This window comes from Janthinobacterium sp. MP5059B, assembly GCF_001758645.1.
Taxonomy (GTDB): domain Bacteria; phylum Pseudomonadota; class Gammaproteobacteria; order Burkholderiales; family Burkholderiaceae_D; genus Janthinobacterium; species Janthinobacterium lividum.
Genome location: NZ_LRHX01000020.1, coordinates 75,359 through 95,088 on the forward strand (window position 1 = coordinate 75,359; position 19,730 = coordinate 95,088).

At 62.8% G+C, this 19,730-nt stretch carries 20 protein-coding genes; 15 read left to right on the forward strand and 5 right to left on the reverse strand.

Features of this window, described 5'->3' with window-relative positions:
• The first annotated feature begins 21 nt into the window (after positions 1-21).
• The 13 genes from JAB1_RS24225 to JAB1_RS24285 all read left to right on the forward strand — a co-directional run bounded on the left by JAB1_RS24225 (position 22) and on the right by JAB1_RS24285 (position 12,430).
• Entirely contained in the window at positions 22-690 is a 669-nt protein-coding gene (locus tag JAB1_RS24225) for a tetratricopeptide repeat protein (protein ID WP_034789040.1), read from the forward strand.
• Positions 691-775: 85 nt separating this feature from the next.
• Positions 776-1,921, forward strand: coding sequence for an outer membrane protein assembly factor BamB (gene bamB / locus JAB1_RS24230; protein WP_070282096.1), 1,146 nt, complete (start codon positions 776-778; stop codon positions 1,919-1,921).
• 4 nt (positions 1,922-1,925) lie between these two features.
• On the forward strand, positions 1,926-3,272 hold the full coding sequence (gene der, locus JAB1_RS24235) for a ribosome biogenesis GTPase Der (RefSeq protein ID WP_034752028.1): 1,347 nt from the start codon (positions 1,926-1,928) through the stop codon (positions 3,270-3,272).
• Between the two features lie 241 nt (positions 3,273-3,513).
• Positions 3,514-3,750: an RNA chaperone Hfq gene (hfq, locus tag JAB1_RS24240; protein WP_008450615.1), complete on the forward strand. Its 237-nt coding sequence runs from the start codon at positions 3,514-3,516 to the stop codon at positions 3,748-3,750.
• Between the two features lie 114 nt (positions 3,751-3,864).
• On the forward strand, positions 3,865-5,088 hold the full coding sequence (gene hflX / locus JAB1_RS24245) for a GTPase HflX (RefSeq protein ID WP_034789035.1): 1,224 nt from the start codon (positions 3,865-3,867) through the stop codon (positions 5,086-5,088).
• A gap of 2 nt (positions 5,089-5,090) precedes the next feature.
• Complete coding sequence (hflK, locus tag JAB1_RS24250; protein ID WP_070254060.1) at positions 5,091-6,383, forward strand: FtsH protease activity modulator HflK; 1,293 nt, start codon at positions 5,091-5,093, stop codon at positions 6,381-6,383.
• Positions 6,383-7,270 (forward strand): protease modulator HflC, encoded by an 888-nt coding sequence (gene hflC, locus JAB1_RS24255; protein WP_034789029.1) that lies wholly within the window; start codon positions 6,383-6,385, stop codon positions 7,268-7,270. The genes hflK and hflC overlap by 1 nt, the downstream gene beginning before the upstream one ends.
• Positions 7,271-7,540: 270 nt before the next feature.
• Positions 7,541-8,701: an ATP phosphoribosyltransferase regulatory subunit gene (locus tag JAB1_RS24260; RefSeq protein WP_070254058.1), complete on the forward strand. Its 1,161-nt coding sequence runs from the start codon at positions 7,541-7,543 to the stop codon at positions 8,699-8,701.
• Between the two features lie 3 nt (positions 8,702-8,704).
• Positions 8,705-10,018, forward strand: a complete 1,314-nt coding sequence (locus tag JAB1_RS24265) for an adenylosuccinate synthase (RefSeq protein WP_034789024.1) — start codon at positions 8,705-8,707, stop codon at positions 10,016-10,018.
• Positions 10,019-10,084: 66 nt separating this feature from the next.
• A complete protein-coding gene (locus tag JAB1_RS24270; protein WP_034752020.1) occupies positions 10,085-10,630 on the forward strand; it encodes a phosphoribosyltransferase family protein in 546 nt (181 codons plus the stop codon).
• Between the two features lie 65 nt (positions 10,631-10,695).
• Positions 10,696-11,205, forward strand: a complete 510-nt coding sequence (locus JAB1_RS24275) for a GNAT family N-acetyltransferase (RefSeq protein WP_070282097.1) — start codon at positions 10,696-10,698, stop codon at positions 11,203-11,205.
• The gene (locus JAB1_RS24280; protein ID WP_139144662.1) at positions 11,175-12,128 is read left to right on the forward strand and encodes a WD40 repeat domain-containing protein; all 954 of its coding nucleotides are present in this window, start codon (positions 11,175-11,177) and stop codon (positions 12,126-12,128) included. Before JAB1_RS24275 ends, JAB1_RS24280 begins: the two co-directional genes overlap by 31 nt.
• On the forward strand, positions 12,125-12,430 hold the full coding sequence (locus JAB1_RS24285; RefSeq protein WP_034789018.1) for an NIPSNAP family protein: 306 nt from the start codon (positions 12,125-12,127) through the stop codon (positions 12,428-12,430). The genes JAB1_RS24280 and JAB1_RS24285 overlap by 4 nt, the downstream gene beginning before the upstream one ends.
• Before the next feature lie 19 nt (positions 12,431-12,449).
• On the opposite strand, the gene JAB1_RS24290 is transcribed toward JAB1_RS24285, so the two are convergent.
• From JAB1_RS24290 to JAB1_RS24305, 4 genes are all read right to left on the reverse strand, one after another.
• Positions 12,450-13,109: a glutathione S-transferase family protein gene (locus JAB1_RS24290; protein ID WP_070282099.1), complete on the reverse strand. Its 660-nt coding sequence runs from the start codon at positions 13,107-13,109 to the stop codon at positions 12,450-12,452.
• A 119-nt stretch (positions 13,110-13,228) separates the two neighbouring features.
• Positions 13,229-14,656, reverse strand: a complete 1,428-nt coding sequence (locus JAB1_RS24295) for a hypothetical protein (RefSeq protein WP_070282100.1) — start codon at positions 14,654-14,656, stop codon at positions 13,229-13,231.
• Positions 14,657-14,730: 74 nt separating this feature from the next.
• Positions 14,731-15,195, reverse strand: coding sequence for a hypothetical protein (locus tag JAB1_RS24300; RefSeq protein WP_139144070.1), 465 nt, complete (start codon positions 15,193-15,195; stop codon positions 14,731-14,733).
• Between the two features lie 293 nt (positions 15,196-15,488).
• Complete coding sequence (locus JAB1_RS24305) at positions 15,489-16,550, reverse strand: AI-2E family transporter (protein ID WP_034789010.1); 1,062 nt, start codon at positions 16,548-16,550, stop codon at positions 15,489-15,491.
• A 202-nt stretch (positions 16,551-16,752) separates the two neighbouring features.
• On the opposite strand from JAB1_RS24305, the gene JAB1_RS24310 reads away from it, so the two are divergent.
• Positions 16,753-17,379 (forward strand): flavin reductase family protein, encoded by a 627-nt coding sequence (locus tag JAB1_RS24310; RefSeq protein WP_070282101.1) that lies wholly within the window; start codon positions 16,753-16,755, stop codon positions 17,377-17,379.
• A gap of 8 nt (positions 17,380-17,387) precedes the next feature.
• On the opposite strand, the gene JAB1_RS24315 is transcribed toward JAB1_RS24310, so the two are convergent.
• Positions 17,388-18,200, reverse strand: coding sequence for a FadR/GntR family transcriptional regulator (locus tag JAB1_RS24315; RefSeq protein WP_034789005.1), 813 nt, complete (start codon positions 18,198-18,200; stop codon positions 17,388-17,390).
• Positions 18,201-18,408: 208 nt separating this feature from the next.
• Between JAB1_RS24315 and JAB1_RS24320 the strand changes: the two genes are divergently transcribed.
• Complete coding sequence (locus tag JAB1_RS24320; protein WP_034789170.1) at positions 18,409-19,719, forward strand: MFS transporter; 1,311 nt, start codon at positions 18,409-18,411, stop codon at positions 19,717-19,719.
• Positions 19,720-19,730 lie beyond the last annotated feature (11 nt).

The following is a 19,730-nucleotide window of genomic DNA, read 5'->3' on the forward strand; positions in this document are numbered from 1 at the left end:
ACTCATTAAAACTGACGACCCATGGCATACGATCACGAAGAACAAGAACAACTGGCAACCCTCAAGGCCTGGTGGCAGCGCAATGGCAATCTGACCTCCTGGGTCCTGATCGTGGCGCTGGCAGGCTACAGCGGCTGGGCTGGCTGGCAGTACTACCAGCGCACGCAGGCTGCGCAAGCGGGCCAGCTGTACGATGAACTGCAAAACGCCATCGCCGCCAAGGACACCGCCAAGGTGATGCGCGCGGCTGGCGACATGCAATCGCGTTTCAGCGGCACGGCGTATGCGCAGATGAGCGCCCTGGCTGCGGCCAAGGTGGCGTTCGATGCGAATGACCTGAAAACGGCCAAGACCCAGCTGCAATGGGTGGCCGAGCACGGCACGGAAGAGTACAAATCCATCGCCAAGCTGCGCCTGGCTGGCGTCCTGCTGGATGAAAAAGCCTACGATGAAGCGCTGAAAGTGCTGGCGACGGCTTCCGTGGCGCAATTTGCCGGCGCCGTGGCCGACCGCAAGGGCGACGTCCTGGTGGCGCAAAACAAGCTGGCCGAGGCACGCACGGCTTACCTGGCCGCTCTGGCAGCGACGGACAAGAACAATCCAGGCCGTCAATTGATCCAGGTCAAACTGGAAGCGATCGGCGGTACGGTACCGGAAGACAAGGCCAAGGCTGACAAGGCTGCCGCCTGACAGGAACACTGACGGCGTGGCCGGGCGGCGTTGTGCGCCGCCTGCCTTGCCCTTACAAGTACAAGAAAAAGGTTGGATAACACTTATGCGTGTCACTGAAAAGCTGGTAGCTGCAAGTCTGTTGGCCCTGATGGCCGGTTGCTCGTCCTGGAACCCGTTCGCCTCGAAAGATCCGAAAGTCGAACCGGCCAAGCTGGTCGAGTTAAAATCGAGCATCGCCGTGCGCGACGCCTGGAAGTATTCGATCGGCAAGGCCGGCGTCTACGCCTTCACGCCTGCGCTGGCCGGCAACAGCCTGTACGTGGTCAGCGCCGATGGCGCGCTGGCGCGCCTGGACGCGGCCAGCGGCCGTGAGACGTGGCGCGTCAAGGCCGGCAGCGACATCACGTCCAGCGCCGGCAGCGATGGCACGCTGGTGGCCGTGGGCGCCGCCAAGGGCGCCGTGCTGGCGTTCGATGCCGACGGCAAGCAGCTGTGGAAGGCTCAGGCGTCCAGCGAAGTCTTGACGGCGCCCGTCGTAGGGCAGGGCGTGGTGGCGGTGCGCAGCGTGGACAACCGCATCGTCGGCTTCGACGCCAAGACGGGCGAACGCAAGTGGACGGTGCAGCGCGCCACGCCGGCCTTGACCTTGCGCAATGCGCCGGGCATGGTGCTGGGCGGCGCGAACATCTACGTGGCCCAGCCAGGCGGCAAGCTGCTGGCTCTGACGGCGGCCACCGGTGTGGTACGCTGGGAGATCGTCGTCAGCGAACCGCGCGGCGCCACCGAACTGGAACGCGTTTCCGATATCGCCGGCGCACCGGTGGTATTCGAAGGCGAAGTGTGCGCCGTCACGTACCAGGGCAAGGCGGGCTGCTTCGATGCCGCCACGGGCGTGCCGCGCTGGACCAAGCCGATCTCGTCCGATGTGGGCGTGGCCGTCGACCAGCGTTTTGTGTTTGTTGCCGACGCCCAGGGCGCCGTCGTGGCGTTCAGCCGCGAAGGCGGCCAGAGCGCCTGGAAGAATGAGGCGCTGGCGCGCCGCCGCCTGTCGACGCCTGCCTCCTACGGCCGCAGCGTTGCCGTCGGTGACTATCAAGGTTACATCCACTTCCTGTCACGGGAAGATGGCGCATTAATAGGTCGTGTCAGCACCGACGGTAGCCCGATTGTTTCGGCTCCCGTTGTTGCCGGTTCGAATTTGATTTTTCAAACCCAATCAGGGACAGTGACCGCTCTCGCGGTCGAGTAATACAATGAAGCCGGTAATTGCACTAGTAGGTCGACCCAATGTTGGGAAATCGACTTTATTCAATCGTCTGACCCGCTCGCGCGATGCGCTGGTGGCGGATTTGCCTGGGTTGACGCGCGATCGTCACTATGGCGAAGGCCGTGTCGGCGAACGTCCCTTCCTGGTCATCGATACGGGTGGTTTCGAACCCGTCGCCAAGGAAGGCATCATGCACCAGATGGCACTGCAGACCAAGCAGGCCGTGGCCGAGGCCGACGTGGTGGTGTTCATCGTGGACGGCCGTCAGGGCCTGACCCCGCATGACAAGACCATCGTTGACTTCCTGCGCAAGAGCGGCCGCCCGGTCTTGCTGGTGGTTAACAAAAGCGAAGGCATGCGCTACACGGCCGTCGTGTCCGAATTCTATGAATTGGGCATGGGCGATCCGTATGCGATCTCGTCGGCGCACGGCGACGGCGTCAACGACCTCGTCGAAGTGATGCTGGACCTGGCGTTCGCGCAGCGTCCGGATGAGCCTGAAGAGCTGGAAAAGACCGACCGCGGCATCAAGATCGCCCTCGTCGGCCGTCCGAACGTGGGCAAGTCGACGCTGATTAACACGCTGCTGGGCGAAGAGCGCGTGATCGCCTTCGACATGCCGGGCACGACGCGCGATTCGATCGAAATCCCGTTCGAGCGCGATGGCCAGCAATACACCTTGATCGACACGGCCGGTATCCGCCGCCGCGGCAAGGTGTTTGAAGCGATCGAGAAATTCTCGGTGGTGAAAACGCTGCAGTCGATTTCCGAAGCCAACGTGGTCGTGCTGATGCTCGACGCGCAGCAGGATATCTCGGAACAGGACGCGCATATCGCCGGCTTTATCCTGGAATCGGGCCGCGCACTGGTGGTGGCCGTGAATAAATGGGATGGCTTGCAATCGCACGAGCGCGATGAAATCAAGATCGATATCGACCGCAAGCTCGATTTCCTGTCGTTCGCGCAGATGCATTTCATTTCGGCGCTGAAGGGCACCAATATCGGTCCGCTGATGAAGTCGCTCAACGCCGCGTATGCGGCCGCCATGTGCGACCTGTCGACACCGAAGCTGACGCGTGCCCTGATCGAGGCGGTGGAGAAGCAGGAGCCGCGCCGCAAGGGGTCGATTCGTCCGAAGTTGCGCTACGCTCACCAGGGCGGCATGAACCCGCCTGTGATCGTTATTCACGGCAATGCGCTCGACGCCGTTGGCGATCCTTACAAACGCTATCTGGAAAAACATTTCCGCGATACGTTTGCGTTGGTCGGCACGCCGCTGCGCATCGAACTGCGCACGGGTAAAAACCCGTTTGCACGCACGCCAAGCAAGTAATGATTTAAATGCTGAATTAAGTGCATATTAAGGCGCCGCAGAGATAATGCGGCGCCGACAGCCAATTCAATGGCTTTTGCACGAGAATAATAAAGTGTTAATGCGCCATGCGCGACAGCGATCGCGAAAACAGGTTACAGTAGCTATGACGCATCTTTCTTTCTTTGAAAGGTGTGAGAGCACTTGAAATCAAGCGAGTCGCCTCCAATTCTTACACAACAACATAAACAACGGAGCTGTTATGAGCAACAAAGGGCAACTGTTACAAGACCCATTCCTCAATGCATTACGCAAAGAGCATGTTCCTGTCTCGATTTACCTGGTCAATGGCATTAAATTGCAGGGCCATATCGAATCGTTCGATCAATATGTCGTATTGCTGCGCAATACGGTGACACAGATGGTGTACAAGCATGCCATCTCGACAGTGGTGCCGGCCCGTGCCGTCAATCTCAATATTGAATCTGAAGCGGAGTAAAGCGTTGAGCTTGACGGCCCAGCGCCTTTCACCCTCTATCGCCCCCGTCCGCGCCAGCGGCGCTGATGCGTTTGCATCGGCGTCGGCGTCCGCCGCAACTCATCAGATGCCATCATGCGCGCGGCACTAGTCGGGGTTGACTTCGGTCACAGCGACTTCGCCGCCAGCATGGAGGAACTCATGCTGCTGTCGCGTTCGGCTGGCGCGGACCCGATTTCCACCATCACGGCCAAGCGATCCAGTCCCGATTCCGCGTATTTCGTCGGCAGCGGCAAGGCCGATGAAATTGGCGACGTCGTCGTCAACGATGGCCTGGAAATCGTCATTTTCAACCATGCCCTCTCACCTGCCCAGCAGCGCAATCTGGAAAAGCGCCTGAATGTGCGCGTGCTCGACCGTACCAGCCTGATCCTCGACATCTTCGCGCAACGCGCCAAGAGCCACGAGGGCAAGCTGCAAGTCGAACTGGCACAGCTGCAGCATCTGGCCACGCGCCTGATCCGCGGCTGGACCCACCTTGAGCGGCAAAAGGGCGGTATCGGCTTGCGCGGTCCCGGCGAGACGCAGCTCGAGACCGACCGTCGGCTGATCGGCGACCGCGTCAAGGCCTTGCGCGCCCGTCTGGAAAAGCTGCACAAGCAGCGCGAAACGCAGCGCCGCGCGCGCGGCCGCAATCACACATTCTCGGTGTCCCTGGTCGGCTATACCAATGCCGGCAAGTCGACCTTGTTCAATGCCGTGACCAAGGCCGGCGTGTATGTCGCCGACCAGTTGTTCGCCACCCTCGACACCACCTCGCGCCGGGTTTACCTGGGCCAGGAAGTGGGTAACGTGGTGATCTCCGACACGGTCGGCTTCGTGCGCGAACTGCCGCACCAGCTGGTGGCGGCATTCCGCGCCACGCTTGAAGAAACCATCCATGCCGATTTGCTGCTGCATGTCGTCGACGCCGCGTCGCCGGTGCGCATGGAGCAGATCGAGCAGGTCAACCTGGTCTTGAAAGAGATCGGCGCCGATCATATTCCGCAAATCCTCGTGTGGAACAAGATCGATGCGGCCGGGCTGGAGCCTTCGGTGGAGCGCGACGAATATGCTACGATCAGTCGCGTGTTCGTCAGTGCGCAGAAGGGCAGCGGGCTCGACCTGCTGCGCGATGCGATTGTCGAGATGGCTAGGAAGGCGCCCGGTTCGGCCCACCTGTATCAGAACGATGAAGCACCGCAGGAAGATCAGTTTGACGGTCAGTACGACCAGCACGATGGCGCCGCCCCGGACCAGGACAAAGAGCCTGGCGAGGACGATAGGATTTCCACCCACTCCCAAGTCGGAACACGATAGTTATGCTTGTCTCCCTACTCAAAAAAACAGGCTTGAAGTTGTCCCTGAACGATCCCCGCTGGGGCAATCGCAAGGACGACGGCAAGAAAGCCCAAGAAGGCAAAAAGCCCGGCGAAGGTCCGCCGGACCTCGATCAGTTGTGGCGCGATTTCAATCAGCGCCTGAACGCCTTTTTCGGACAGAAGAACCGTCCCGACAACGGCGGCAATAACAACGGTGGCGGCGGTGGTCCGCGTCCCGACATGAAGGGCGCCGGCATCACCGCCGGCGTGGTCGGCGTGATCGCCGTCTTCATCTGGCTCGCCAGCGGCGCCTTCATCGTGCAAGAGGGCCAGAACGGCGTCGTGCTCACGTTCGGCAAGTACAGCCACACCACGCCGGCCGGTTTCAACTGGCGCTGGCCGTACCCGTTCCAGACCGACGAAACCGTCAACGTGTCGCAGGTGCGCACGGTGGAAGTGGGTTACCGCCAGTCGCTGCGCAACAAGCAGGCCAGCGAGTCGCTGATGCTGACGGACGATGAAAACATCATCGACATCCAGTTCGCGGTGCAATACACCCTGAAGGATCCCGTGGCGTGGCTGTTCAACACGCGCGACCAGGAAGACACCCTGCGCCAGGTCGCCGAAACGGCGATCCGCGAAGTCGTCGGCCGCAGCAAGATGGACTTCGTGCTGTACGAGGGCCGCGAAAAGGTGGCTTACGATACGCAGCAGCTGATGCAGCAGATTCTCGACCGCTACAAGGTCGGCGCCGTCATCACCAACGTGACGATGCAGGCCGTGCAGCCGCCGGAGCAGGTGCAAGCCGCCTTCGACGATGCCGTCAAGGCAGGCCAGGACCGCGAGCGCCAGAAGAATGAAGGCCAGGCTTACGCCAACGACGTCATTCCAAAAGCCCGCGGCGCCGCATTCCGCCTGATGGAGGAAGCGGCCGCGTACAGCGCGATGGTGACCGAGAACGCCGCGGGTAATGCTTCGCGCTTCAAGCAGGTGCTGGTCGAGTACCAGAAGGCGCCGGTTGTCACGCGCGACCGCATGTACCTCGAAACGATGCAGCAAGTGTTCAGCAGTGCCAGCAAGGTCATGGTTGACGCGAAGACGGGCAGCAATCTGCTGTACCTGCCGCTCGACAAGCTGATCGCCCAGACGGCTGCCACCGATGCCGCCGCTGCCGCCGCCCGTGCTGCCGCGACACCCGCAGCCAACACCGTTTTGCCACAGGAAGCCATGCCGACAGTAGAAGTCAATACGCGCCGCGACAGCCGCTCTTCGCGTGAACGGGAGAGCCGCTAATGAACCGTATCGTAGCCGCCCTGATCGCGGGCTTTATCGCGATCATGCTCTTGTCCTCGACCGTGTTCGTGGTCGACCAGCGTAAGTATGCGGTCGTCTTCGCCCTCGGTGAAGTCAAGGAAGTCATCAGCACGCCGGGCCTGTATTTCAAGCTGCCGCCGCCGTTCCAGAACGTGCTGTACCTGGACAAGCGCATCCTGACCCTGGATACGCCGGAACCGGAACGCTTCATCACGGCCGAAAAGAAGAACATCCTCGTCGACGCGTATGTGAAATGGCGCATCGCTGACCCGCGGCTGTATTTCCGCAGCTTTGGCGGCGATGAAAAGCCGGCCCGCAACCGCATGTCGCAAATCGTCAAGGCAGCGCTGAACGATGAAATCACCAAGCGCACCGTGCGCGAAGTGATCTCGGGCCAGCGCGGCAAGGTGATGGAAGCGATCCTGGCGAAGGTCTCGGCGGAAGCCAAGGCCATCGGCGTGGAAATCGTCGACGTGCGCCTGAAACGCGTCGACTACGTCGAGCAGATCAACAACTCCGTGTACGAGCGCATGAAGTCTGAGCGCGTGCGCGTGGCCAATGAGCTGCGTTCGACCGGTTCGGCCGACTCCGAGAAAATCCGTGCCGACGCCGACAAGCAGCGCACGGTGATCCTGGCCGAAGCGTATCGCGAAGCCGAGAAGATCCGCGGCGAGGGCGATGCCAAGGCATCGCAGATCTATGCGGAAGCGTTTGGCAGGAATCCGGAGTTCTACAAGTTTTACCGTAGCCTGGAAGCCTACCGCGCCACGTTCAAGGACAAGGGCGACGTGATGGTGGTCGATCCGAGTTCGGAATTCTTCAAGTACTTCAAGGGCGGCGGCGCAGCCGGTTCGGCCAAGAAGTAAGGCAGCATCCACACTGCGCCCGGCCGCAAGGACGGGGGCGGCAGCAGCGGGGCCGGCGTCAATGCCGGCCCCGTTTTTTTGTGACCGGCACGCTGTTGTGGGAAGGCGTAAAATGCGGTGTTTTTAGGGCTGTGCGGCAGCGTTTCGGACAACTTATCCCTAAAGGCCCGTGTTTTCGCGTAAAATATCAGGTTCGGCCTCTTGCCTGGCGCGCCTGCCGCTGCCTCGCATGATGCATTTTTTCAACTTTCTTCCGTATCTCGCTCCCTCATGCCGAATTGGCTTTTGCCCGAAAATATTGCCGATGTTCTGCCGTCGGAAGCGCGCAAGATCGAAGAGCTGCGCCGCCTCATGCTGGATAATTTCCGTCTGTACGGATATGAACTGGTGATGCCGCCGCTGCTCGAGTATCTGGAATCGCTGATGACTGGCGCTGGCAAGGATACCGACCTGCGCACGTTCAAACTGGTCGACCAGCTGTCGGGCCGCATGCTCGGCCTGCGCGCCGACATGACGACGCAAGTGGCGCGCATCGACGCGCACCTGCTCAACCGTGCCACCGTCACCCGCCTGTGCTACGCCGGCAGCGTGCTGCATACCCGTCCGTCGGGCCTGCACGCCACCCGCGAGCCGCTGCAGATCGGCGCCGAAATCTATGGCCACGCCGGCCTGGAAGCGGATGCCGAGATCCAGGAACTGGCGCTCGCTTCGCTGGCACTGGCCGGATTCGACGCGGTACGGCTGGATTTGTCGCACGTCGGCCTGTTGCGCGCTATCATTGCGCAAGACGCCAATGCCGAGCGCGACGAAGCTGCGCTGTACACACTGCTGCGCGCGAAAGATGCGCCGGGCCTGCGCGCCCTCACGGCCGGCTATGACGCCGTGACGCGCGATGCGCTGCTGGCCTTGCCGAACCTGTATGGCGACATCGACGTGCTGGCGCGTGCGCGCGAAGTGCTGCCGCCGCTGCCGGGCGTGCTCAAGGCGCTGGCCGAACTGGCCGCGCTGGCAGGCTCTGCGCTGGGCCGCGCCGAAGTGGCGATCGACCTGGCCGACCTGCGCGGCTACCAATATGAAAGTGGCGCGATGTTTGCGCTGTATGTACCTGGCTTGCCGAACGCGGTTGCGCGCGGCGGCCGTTATGACCACGTCGGCGAAGCGTTCGGCCGGGCTCGTCCCGCGACCGGCTTCTCGCTCGATTTGCGCGAACTGGCGCGCCTGTTGCCGACCGCGGAACGGAAGCATTCGATCCGCGCGCCGTGGGGCAGCGCGCCAGAATTGAAGGAAAAAATCGCCGAGTTGCGCAAGGCGGGCGAGGTCGTGATCCAGAGTATGCCGGGTCACAGTAATGAACAAGACGAGTTCGAGTGCGATCGCGTGCTGGTACTTGCCGATAATGGTAGTAGCTGGATTCTTAAAAACTTAGGTTGAGTGATGTCAAAGAAAATTATGGCAAAGAACGTTGTTGTCATCGGCACCCAATGGGGCGATGAAGGTAAAGGCAAGATCGTCGATTGGTTGACCGATCACGCCCAGGGTGTGGTGCGCTTCCAGGGCGGCCACAATGCAGGCCACACGCTGGTCATCGGTGGCGTGAAAACCGCGCTGCAGCTGATCCCGTCGGGCATCATGCGTCCAGGCGTCGCCTGCTACATCGGTAACGGCGTGGTCGTTTCCGTGCCGGACGTACTGCGCGAAATCGACAAGCTGGAAGCCGTCGGCGTCGAAGTCGCCTCGCGCCTGAAAGTGTCGGACGCCGCACCGGTGATCCTGCCTTACCACTCGGCACTCGACCTGGCCCGTGAAGCTGCGCGCGGCGCGGCCAAGATCGGCACCACCGGCAAGGGCATCGGCCCGGCCTACGAAGACAAGGTGGCGCGCCGCGCCATCCGCGTCGCCGACCTGCTGAACGAGAGCCGTTTCGCTGAAAAACTGGCGGAAAACCTCGATTACCACAACTTCGTGCTGGAGCACTACCTGAAAGCTCCGCGAATCGATTACCAGAAGACCCTCGACGACGCGCTGGCCTATGTGCCACGCCTGCGCCCGATGGTCACCGACGTGTCGAGCGCGCTGTACAAGGCGCACAAGGCTGGCGCGAACCTGCTGTTCGAAGGCGCACAGGGTTCCCTGCTCGACGTCGACCACGGCACCTATCCGTTCGTCACCTCGTCGAACTGCGTGGCTGGCAATGCCGCCGCCGGTTCGGGCGTCGGTCCTGGCATGCTGCACTACATCCTTGGCATCACCAAGGCTTACACGACGCGCGTCGGCTCCGGCCCGTTCCCGTCGGAACTGCCAACGGATGCGGGCGTCGGCCACCACCTGGCGCAAGTCGGCCATGAATTCGGCACCGTGACGGGCCGTGCCCGCCGCTGCGGCTGGTTCGACGCTGCCTTGCTGCGCCGCTCCGTGCAGATCAACGGCGTGACGGGCATGTGCCTGACCAAGCTGGACGTACTGGATGGTATCGAAACGCTGAAACTGTGCACCGGCTACACCATCGACGGCGTGGCTACGGACATCTTCCCATCGGGCGCCGAAGAAGCCGCCCGTTGTGTACCTGTGTACGAAGAGATGCCAGGCTGGACGGAAAGCACGGTCGGCGCGAAATCGCTGGCGGCCCTGCCGGCAACGGCGCGCGCTTACATCAAGCGCATCGAAGAACTGGTCGGCGTGCCGGTGGACATGGTTTCGACCGGTCCGGATCGTGAAGAAACGATCGTGCTGCGCCATCCATTCGAGTAAGCTGCTGGACACAATCCGCCGCAAGGCGGATTTTTTTAATCACGCTAATAATAAGATTCCACTATCATGACTACCCCACAATCGAACGATCAACATCTCTGGGTCAACTGGGAAGAATACCACCGCCTGATCGAGCGCCTGGCGCTCAAGGTCTACGAATCGGGCTGGAAATTTGACCAGGTATTGTGCCTGGCGCGCGGCGGCGTGCGTCCCGGCGACGTGTTCTCGCGCATTTTTGATTTGCCGTTGGCCATCCTGTCGACCAGCTCCTACCGCGAAGACGCGGGCACGGTGCGCGGCGACCTCGATATCGCCAAGTACATGACCATGACCAAGGGCCCGCTGGCTGGCCGCATCCTGCTGGTCGACGACCTGGCCGATTCCGGCGTCACCTTGGACAAGGTCACGCGTCACCTGAAGGAAAACTTCCCTGACGTGACCGAAGTCAAATCGGCCGTGATCTGGCTGAAAGGCTGCTCCGTCGTGCGTCCTGACTACTTCCTGGACGAACTGCCGCACAATCCGTGGATCCACCAGCCGTTCGAAGACTACGATGGCCTGCGTCCGCACCAACTGGCGGCGTGGATCAAGAAGGGCGAAGCAGGCAAGTAATTGCGTGTGCGCTTGCAAAAAAAAGACGATCGTGTATCGTCTTTTTTTTCGTCCAAGGAAATGCGATGACCATACTGACGACGGCGCGTCTGCGCCTGGAACCGATCACGGAAAACCACTACGAGCGCATGCGCACGCTCAACACGGATCCCGAGGTGATGACCTATCTGAACGCAGGCCAGCCCGAGACGGAAGAGAACACGCGCGCGGCCGTCACGCGCATCACGGGCCGCTGGGCCGAGTGGGGCTATTCGTGGTGGGCGCTGATACGCCTCGATGATGGCGAGATGGTGGGCATGGCTTGCCTGCAGCATCTCGATGGCGACAAGACTAAACCGCATGAAATCGGCTGGCGCCTGGCGCGTACAGGCTGGGGCCAGGGCTATGCCAGCGAGGCGGCTGCCGCCATCGTCGCACATGCCTTCGATGTCGTCGGCGCGCCCGCAGTGGTAGCCGTGGCCCATCCGGACAATGCCGCTTCGATCAAGGTCATGACGCGCCTGGGCATGCAATACGTGGGCATGGGGCGCCATTACGACCTCGATTGCGTCGTGTACCGCCTGGCACGCCCGTGACGGCGACGCGCAAGCCCTTGAAGCTGGGCTGCAGCTACGGCGTGCAGTTTTCACCCGATGGCACGCGCCTGGCCGTGCTGGGGCGCGACCTGGTGCTGTGGGACGTGGCGGCACGGACCAAACTGTGGCGCGGCAAATTCATCGCGCACATGTCGGGCATGGCCTTCTCGCCCGACGGCAGCCGGCTGGCCATCAAGAGCACGACGGGCCAGCTGGCCGTGGTGGATGTGCAATCGGGCCAGCTGACCTTCAACTTCCAGAACAAGAAGGATGGCGAAGGCTGCGGTCCCGCGTGGTCGCCTTGCGGGCAGTATCTTGCCGACGGCGGCTGGGATGGCCGCCTGCGGGTGCGCGACGCGCAGACGGGCGAGGCGCTTTTCACGCAAGCGCACCCGGGCGAGATGCTGCGCGGCATGTGGGCTATCGATGGCGGACGGCGTTTGCTGCTCCTGCATGGTGTCAAATCGGTGGAAGAGGGACAAGTGCAGCCGCCCGACTATTGCAGCGTGTGGGACTGGCCGCTGCAGGCGGGCGCCGGCCGCGTGGTGCTGTCGCTGCCGAAGCTGGCGTCATGCGCGCCGTCGCCCGATGGCGAGCATCTGGCAGTGCTGCATTACGCTGACGGCCAAGAGTCTCTGTCCGTGCATGCGCTGGATGATGGCCGCCGGCTGGCCACGGTGCCCGTGGAGGCGGGCGGCGGCACGGGCGACGCCTTGCGCTGGCTGCCCGACGGCAGCGCGCTGGGCCGCATCGGCAAGGGCAAGCTGCTGTTCTACGCCTGGCCGGGACTCGGCGTGCTTGCCGAACACGCCGTTGCCTATCCCTGCGCGCTGGACTTCTTGCCTGGCACGCCACTGGCCGTCATCGGCTCCTGGGAAGCGGGCATGCTGATGGAACTGAATTTACAAAAGGAAGACTCATGATCACCTGCTACCTGCGCTACATCATCGATCCGTATAAATTGCGGGAATTTGAAGCCTACGGCAAGCTGTGGATACCGCTGGTCGAACGCTTCGGCGGCCAGCATCACGGCTATTTCCTGCCATCGGAAGGTGCCAGCAACGTGGCCCTGGCCATGTTCTCGTTCCCCAGCCTGGCCTTGTACGAGCAGTACCGCAGCGACTCGATGCAGGATGCCGAATGCCAGGCCGCCTTTCGCTATGCGGAAGAGACGCGCTGCATCGTCAGCTACGAGCGCAGTTTTTTCCGCCCCGTGTTTGGCTGAACAGGTTTACTGAACAAGGTCAGTCGCGCTGCGGTGCGCCCAGGGGGAAGAGGTGGCGGTATGGGCGCGCCTCTTCCACCGCCCGGGCGAACGATGGGCGGGCCAGCAGGCGCGCGCGGTAGGCGCGCAGCAGGGGCAGCGTCGCGGGTATCGGCTGGGTCCAGTCCGCATAGAACAGCGCGGGGGCGGCGGCGCAGTCGGCCAGGCTGAAGTGGTCGCCGGCGGCCCACGTCCTGCCGGCCAGGTGCTCTTCCAGCCAGGCGTAGGCGAGGTCCAGCTTTTCGCCGGCAAACGCGCGGCCTTCGCGGGTCTTTGCCAGGTCGCCAGTCAGGGCTGCGCCGACGGCATGCTGCACTGGTGTCATGACGTGCAGGTCGAAATAGCGGTCGAGAAAACGCACGTCCAGCGCCTGCATCGGATCGTCCGGCAGCAGGCGCAGCGGACCGGGATGGGCCAGTTGCAGGTATTCGATGATGATGCTGGTCTCGGCGACGTTGCGCTCGCCGTCCACCAGCAGCGGAAACTTGCGCAGCGGCCAGCGTTCCAGCCATTGCTGCAGGTGCTGCGGCATGTCCGGCGCCAGGCAGCGGAAGGAGAACGGGATGGCGTTCTCGTACAGCGCGATGAGCACCTTCTGCGTGTACGAGGAAAAGGGGTGGCCGTAGAGGATCAGCGACACGGTGGGAACTCCTGTCATTGTGAAAGGTTGGCAACACGCGCGTATGCCAACGATAGTGCAATGACAGGAGCAATGCAAGCGGTCCGCGCCGTTCCCGCTTGCCTCCGTGGCGCGCCCGCCTAGCCGAGGTTCGCCAGGTAGCGCAATCCCGTGATGCTGGGGAAGAAGCAATACACGCCGCCACGCGTGATGACGCTGCGCGAGAAATGCTGCAGTTCGGTATTGCCGCTTCCCTTCGCGCCCACGCCGGGCAAGGTGAAGGAACTGACGGCCGGGTCGTTGATGCCCAGGAATACGTCCTGGCCGCTGATGTTGAACGTGGCATCGCCCGCCTCGGGACCGGCCGGGCCGACGGCCGATTTGACGAAGGCATCGTCATTGTTCCATTGCTTCATCAGGAATTCGAACTGATTGCGCAGGCTGGCATTGATGAAATAGCCGACCAGGCCGCGCTGCGCTGCGATGGGCGCTGCCGGATCATATTCGCTGCCGTAGGGCATGGCGCGCCGCACGATGCGGTGGTGGCGGGCGGAGGCGCCCACGACGGCTTCGTCGCGCGGATTATTGCGCCGGATGTGCGCGCCGATCGGGCATTTCAGGCCCAGCGTGTCATCGAGTTCCGGCTGCCCATCGACATAGTGAAAGCGGTTCAGGCTGGCGTCCGGCAGCACGGGCCCGGCCTCGTCCGGCCTGAGCACGAGCGGATTGCCGTTGCGCCAGCGCCCGCACATCTTGGCGGCCACCATTTCGGTCGTGAGTCCGGAACTGGCCGCGCCCTGGCTCAGGATGCTGTCGAACAGGGGCACGTCCTGCTCCAGGATGCGGAAGGCGGCATAACTGCCATTGGTCGATAGCTGCGGCGGCTGCACCTGGTAGGTGCCGCCGTTTTCATTCGGATAGCCGAGCAGGAATTCCCCCGTCTTCACGCTGTTGAGCGGGTCAGGGTCGTGTTCGCGCTTGCGCTGCGGGGCGCCATCGACGTCGGGCTGGGCGATGCTGTCGCGGTAGCCGAAATGTACGCGGTTGTCTGGCAGGGCCACGCCGTCATGCGCATACAGTTCGCGCCAGCCGGCGGCAAAGGCGCGGCGTAGTGTGGCCGAGGTCGCCTGTAGCACTTCCGTCGATTCGCTGACCCACAGGCTCAGCAGCGCATGCACCTGGCCATGCTGGGTAGCCGGCCCCAGGTTGCCGAGCCAGTGCTCGGGGGCGCTGTCGCCCACGTCGCCCACGGCAGTGACGCTGGCCGGATCGGCCGCGCCCCGTTGAAATGCCTGGTCAAAGGTGGTCAGGTCGGTCGCGGCAACGCCCAGCGCCGACAGGCCAGGAGCGGTAAAGCTGAGGTTCAGGAAGCAGGGCGGCTTGGGGTGGATGTGCCGCGCGGTGGTAATGGACGGCAAGCCGTCGCTGCCGTCGAGCAGAGCCGCGATGGTGCGCCGTGCCTGCGCCGCATCCGTGATGCTGAAGATGAAATGGCGCGCCAAGTTGACGCGGTAGCCGCGCAGGATCGTGCCTTGCACGTCGTCGTAATCGATAGTGGAATCGGCCATGCTGTCTCCGGGGGCTGGGGTGGTGGCTGGCAGGGTGGTGGGGCCGCTTGCGCAGCCCCGGCGTGGCTTTCGGCTCAGGTTCGGAATGCGGCGATGATTTTCTGGACGGTCTGCGGATAGGCGCTATACAGGCCGTTATTGGGCACGTGCTGCGCGGCGTCGTTGGCCGTGATGAAGGCTTCAAATGCGGCCACATGGTTGGCAACAGGAATCAGCGCCTTGCCGCCCACGACAAATTGCAGCAGCGCGTCGAACACCTCGCCCAGTTGGCCCACGAAATCTTCGATGTAGTCGTTGAAGTTGCCGTCATACTCGGTGATCACGCCGATGATCAGACTATCGGAAGTGCCTGCCGATTGAATGTTGGGCAGCAGATTGGGCTGGGAGCGGTCCAGCAGGGTGAAGCGGGCAAAGTGCACGGTACCGATCTCGGTGAGGGCGGCATTGATCTTCGCCTGGAATTCCACCAATGTTGCGGCGATGGCGGTCGGATTGGTGCCGGGTAGCGCCGGCATCATTAAGCACAGTGGATTTGCCATGGGAGGCTCCTCATTACGTGGTTGTCGGGAGGACCGACACTACGCCGCGGCGCCCACTGCGTCAAAAGCTATATTTTCGCATTTGTTGCTAAATGCACACTATTGCAACATGATAGTCGATATGAAATCCGGTCTCATGTGGATAGTTGCCGAGGCTGGCCAGCACCGGCGGACACTCTGCCGCCAGGCTGTTCCGGCCTGTTTCTGGAAGCGCAAGTGGCGCCGCCGGCAAGCCGGGTTCCATCGCCATTATTTTTGCAGGATGGGACGCTGACGCTCCCGATTGCCACGCCTCAATCCTCGGCCTGGAATTCGCTGGCCGAGACGAACAGATCCCACGAGGCGATGAACAGGGCCGCCACCACGGGGCCGATGACGAAGCCGTTCAGGCCAAACAGGGCCATGCCGCCCACGGTCGACAACAGCACCACGTAGTCAGGCATCTTGGTGTCCTTGCCGACCAGGATGGGGCGCAGCACGTTGTCGACCAGGCCGATGACGAAGACGCCGAAGGCGGCCAGGCCTGCGCCTTGCCAGATGGCGCCCGTGGCCAGGAAGTAGACGGCCACGGGCGCCCAGACGAGGGCGGCACCGACGGCCGGCAGCAGCGACAGGAAGGCCATCAGCACGGCCCACAGCAGGGGCGCGGGCACGTCCAGGAACCAGAACGCCAGGCCGCCGAGGGCGCCCTGAGCGATCGCCACGAGGATGTTGCCTTTCACCGTGGCGCGGATCACCGTGGTGAAATTGGTGAACAGGCGCTGCTTGTATTTTCGGCTCAGCGGCACGGCGCCCTTGATACGGGCTGACAGGGCGGAGCCATCGCGCATGAGGAAAAACAGCAGGTACAGCATGATGCACAGGCTGGTGAGGAATTCAAAGGTGTACAGGCCCACATTGATGGCTTTCACGGCCACCACCTGGCTCACCTGTGTGGCGCCCTCGGCCAGCTTGTCCTGCAGGCTGGCCAGGCTGGTCAGGTTGAAGCGGTCGAGCAAATTGATCAGCCATTGCGGCAGCACCGCCATGATTTTATTGAAGAACATGGCGACCGTGATTTCACCCGAACGTACCATTTCCACGACGCTGGCCGCCTGATTCACGAGCGACACGGAAATGAGCGACAGCGGCAGGATCACGATGACGATGATCAGCAGCAAGGTCAGCAGCGACGCCAGGCCTGCGCGGCCCTTCGTTTTCAGCAGCAGCCAGCGGTACACGGGCGCGAACAGGATCGCCAGGACGACGCCCCAGAAGATGGCGCCCGCATACGGCGCCAGTATCCAGCCGAAGCCGATGGTGACGATGCTCAGGAGGAGCAAGAACACTTTCTGGTGCAGCGTGAGAGTATGCATGGGCGGTAGCGTAATGATAAGGGTTGAGTTGTCCCATCATAAGCGAGGCGTGGTGCGGCGCGCCATACAATTGTGCCTTGGCAGTCTGTGCGCGAGCGCGCCTGGCGCCGGCGGGCTGGCAACACGGCAGCGGCAATTCCAGTAAGCTGTCGCTCCAGGCGTTCCATCCCGGGCGCCTTTGACTTGGACTTCAGGAACGCGCGTGGCCGACAACATTCACTTTTATGAACCTGCACAGGGCCACGGCCTGCCGCATGATCCCTTCAACGCCATCGTGGGGCCACGGCCCATCGGCTGGATCGCTTCGCGCAGCGGCGAGGGCGTGCTCAACCTGGCGCCGTACAGCTTTTTCAACGCCTTCAATTACCACCCGCCGCTGATCGGTTTTTCCAGCATCGGCCGCAAGGATACCTTGCGCAATATCGAGCAGACGGGTGAATTCGTGTGGAACCTGGCAACCCGGCCGCTGGCCGAGGCGATGAATGCCAGCTGCGCGCCGGCGCCGCCCGAGGTCGATGAATTCGCGCTGGCCGGCCTGACGCCGGCCGCCTCGCGCATCGTGAATGTGCCGCGCGTGGCCGAAAGCCCCGTGTCCTTCGAATGCCGGCGCACGCAGATCATCGAGCTGCAGGGCGTCAATGGCGCTGGTGTCGGCAGCTGGCTGGTGCTGGGGGAAGTGGTGGGCGTACATATCGCGCGCCACCTGCTGACCGATGGCGTGTACGACACCGCGGCAGCGGCGCCGATATTGCGCGGCGGCGGTCCGGCCGATTATTTCGAGATCGGACCGGACAGCTTGTTCCACATGCGCCGGCCCAGCTATCCCTGAGCCAGGATTTATTTCTGCATGATGGGATCGCGTCCCAGGGTGCGGGCCAGCGCGCCGCCGTCGCCGCGCCAGAATTCGCGGTCGGCCAGGCGCACGCGTTCGGCCGCATGCTGCATGTGTTCCATGGCCGCCTGGCGCGCCCGCTGCGGGTCGCCGTCGGCAATCGCCTGCACGATCTTTTCATGTTCGCGCCGCACTTCGATGGAAAAGTCCGTGCGCCGCGCTTCATTCGCGCGCGTCACCTTGACGGCCGAGCGGATCGGGTCGGCGAACATGGCAACAAACTTCGGCCAGTAAGGGTTGCCCGTCGCCTCGGCGATGCACAGGTGCAGGCGCACGTCTTCTTCCACGCCATCGACGCCGGCCGCCACGGCTTCCTCGATGCGCCGCAGCGCGTGTTCGATGTCGGCCAGCTGGCCCGGCGTGCGCCGCACGGCTGCCAGCGCGGCGATTTCCGCTTCCAGTCCCTGGCGCACTTCGATCAGGTTCAGCAGCGATTGCACCGATTGCTCCGTCAGCGCATCGCCCCGCTCCCCGGCCTTCGCGCCATCCTGCGCGCACACGAACGTGCCGCTGCCCTTGCGCGTGACGAGGATGCCGTCCGCCTGCAGCAGGGCGATGGCTTCGCGCAGCACCGTGCGGCTGACGCCGAAGTGGCTGGCCATGGCTTGCTCCGACGGCAAACGCGTGCCGCCGGCCAGGCCATCGTGGTGGAGCTGCTGGCGCAGCCGTGCCGCCACGCGCGCACCCAGGGTGCCGGTGGTGAAGCTGCCCGCGGCGGGCTCCGGCGCGGGAAGGGTGAAGCTGAACGTGCGGTCCATCGGGTGCATCCTTGCGCTAACGGTTTTCAAATGGGGATTGCCTGCTTGCCATTATATGGAATATACAGCTTGACACACATAAAACACACACATAATATACATCCATACAAATTTTAGACAAGTTGCCAGCCACCACCGGTGGACCATAAAAACCCGGCACGGTCGATCCCCCAGTGATCAGGAGACAAGCATGGAAGTGTCACAGACAATGCCGGGCCAGCCGGCCGGCGCGGCCGCAAGCCAGAAAACCATCGATGACGCCGTCTACCGCAAGGTGACCTGGCGCATCATTCCCTTCCTCATGCTGTGCTACATCGTCGCTTATCTCGACCGTGTGAACGTGGGCTTCGCCAAGCTGCAAATGCTGGCCGACCTGCAGTTTTCCGAAACCGTGTATGGCCTGGGTGCGGGCGTGTTCTTCCTTGGCTACTTCCTGTTCGAGGTGCCCAGCAATGTGATGCTGCACAAGATCGGCGCGCGCGTGTGGATCGCCCGCATCATGATCACCTGGGCCATCATCTCGGGCGCCTTCATGTTCGTCACCACGCCAACCCAGTTCTACGTCATGCGCTTCCTGCTCGGCATCGCCGAAGCGGGCTTTTTCCCCGGCATCATCCTGTATCTGACCTACTGGTATCCGTCCGAGCGCCGCGCGCGCATGGTGTGCACCTTCATGGCCGCCATTCCCGTCGCGGGCCTGATCGGCGGCCCCCTGTCGGGCTGGATCATGGAAACCTTCGCCGGCTGGCACGGCTATGCGGGCTGGCAGTGGATGTTCGTGCTCGAAGCGATTCCCGCCGCGCTGATGGGCGTGGCCGTGCTGCTGTACCTCGATAACAGCATCCGCGCCGCGAAGTGGCTGACGGAAGATGAAAAAGTCATCCTCGAACAGCGCATCGCCACGGAAGCGCAGGGCAAGGTCTCGCACCCGTCGATCCGCGCCATGTTTGCCGACCCGCGCATCTGGGTCATGGCTCTGATTTATTTCTGCTGCGTGATGGGCCAGTATTCGCTGACCTTCTGGCTGCCCAGCCTGATCAAGGCGGCCGGCGTGACGGGCGTGCTCAATATCGGCCTGTTCACGGCGATCCCGTACTCGGTAGCCGTGGCGTCGATGATCCTGCTGGGCCGCAGTTCGGACAAATACCGCGAACGCCGCTGGCACATGGCCATCCCGCTCGTGGTGGGCGCCGCCGCCATCGTCTGCAGCGCGCTGGCCGGCGCCCACAACACGGGCTGGGCCATCTTCTTCCTGACGATCGCCGCCGGCGGCATCCTGGCCGCCTCGCCCATGTTCTGGAGCTTGCCGACGGCTTTCCTCGGTGGCGTCTCGGCCGCCGCCGGCATCGCCGCCATCAACTCGGTGGGCAATCTGGCCGGTTTCGCGGCGCCGTACATGATCGGTTCCATCAAGGACCTGACACAGTCGACCGACATCGCCATCTACCTGCTGGCCGGCATCCTGGTGATTGGCGCCATCATCATCATGCGCGTGCCGGCCAAGCTGGTGAACAAATAAAACTGGAGTAG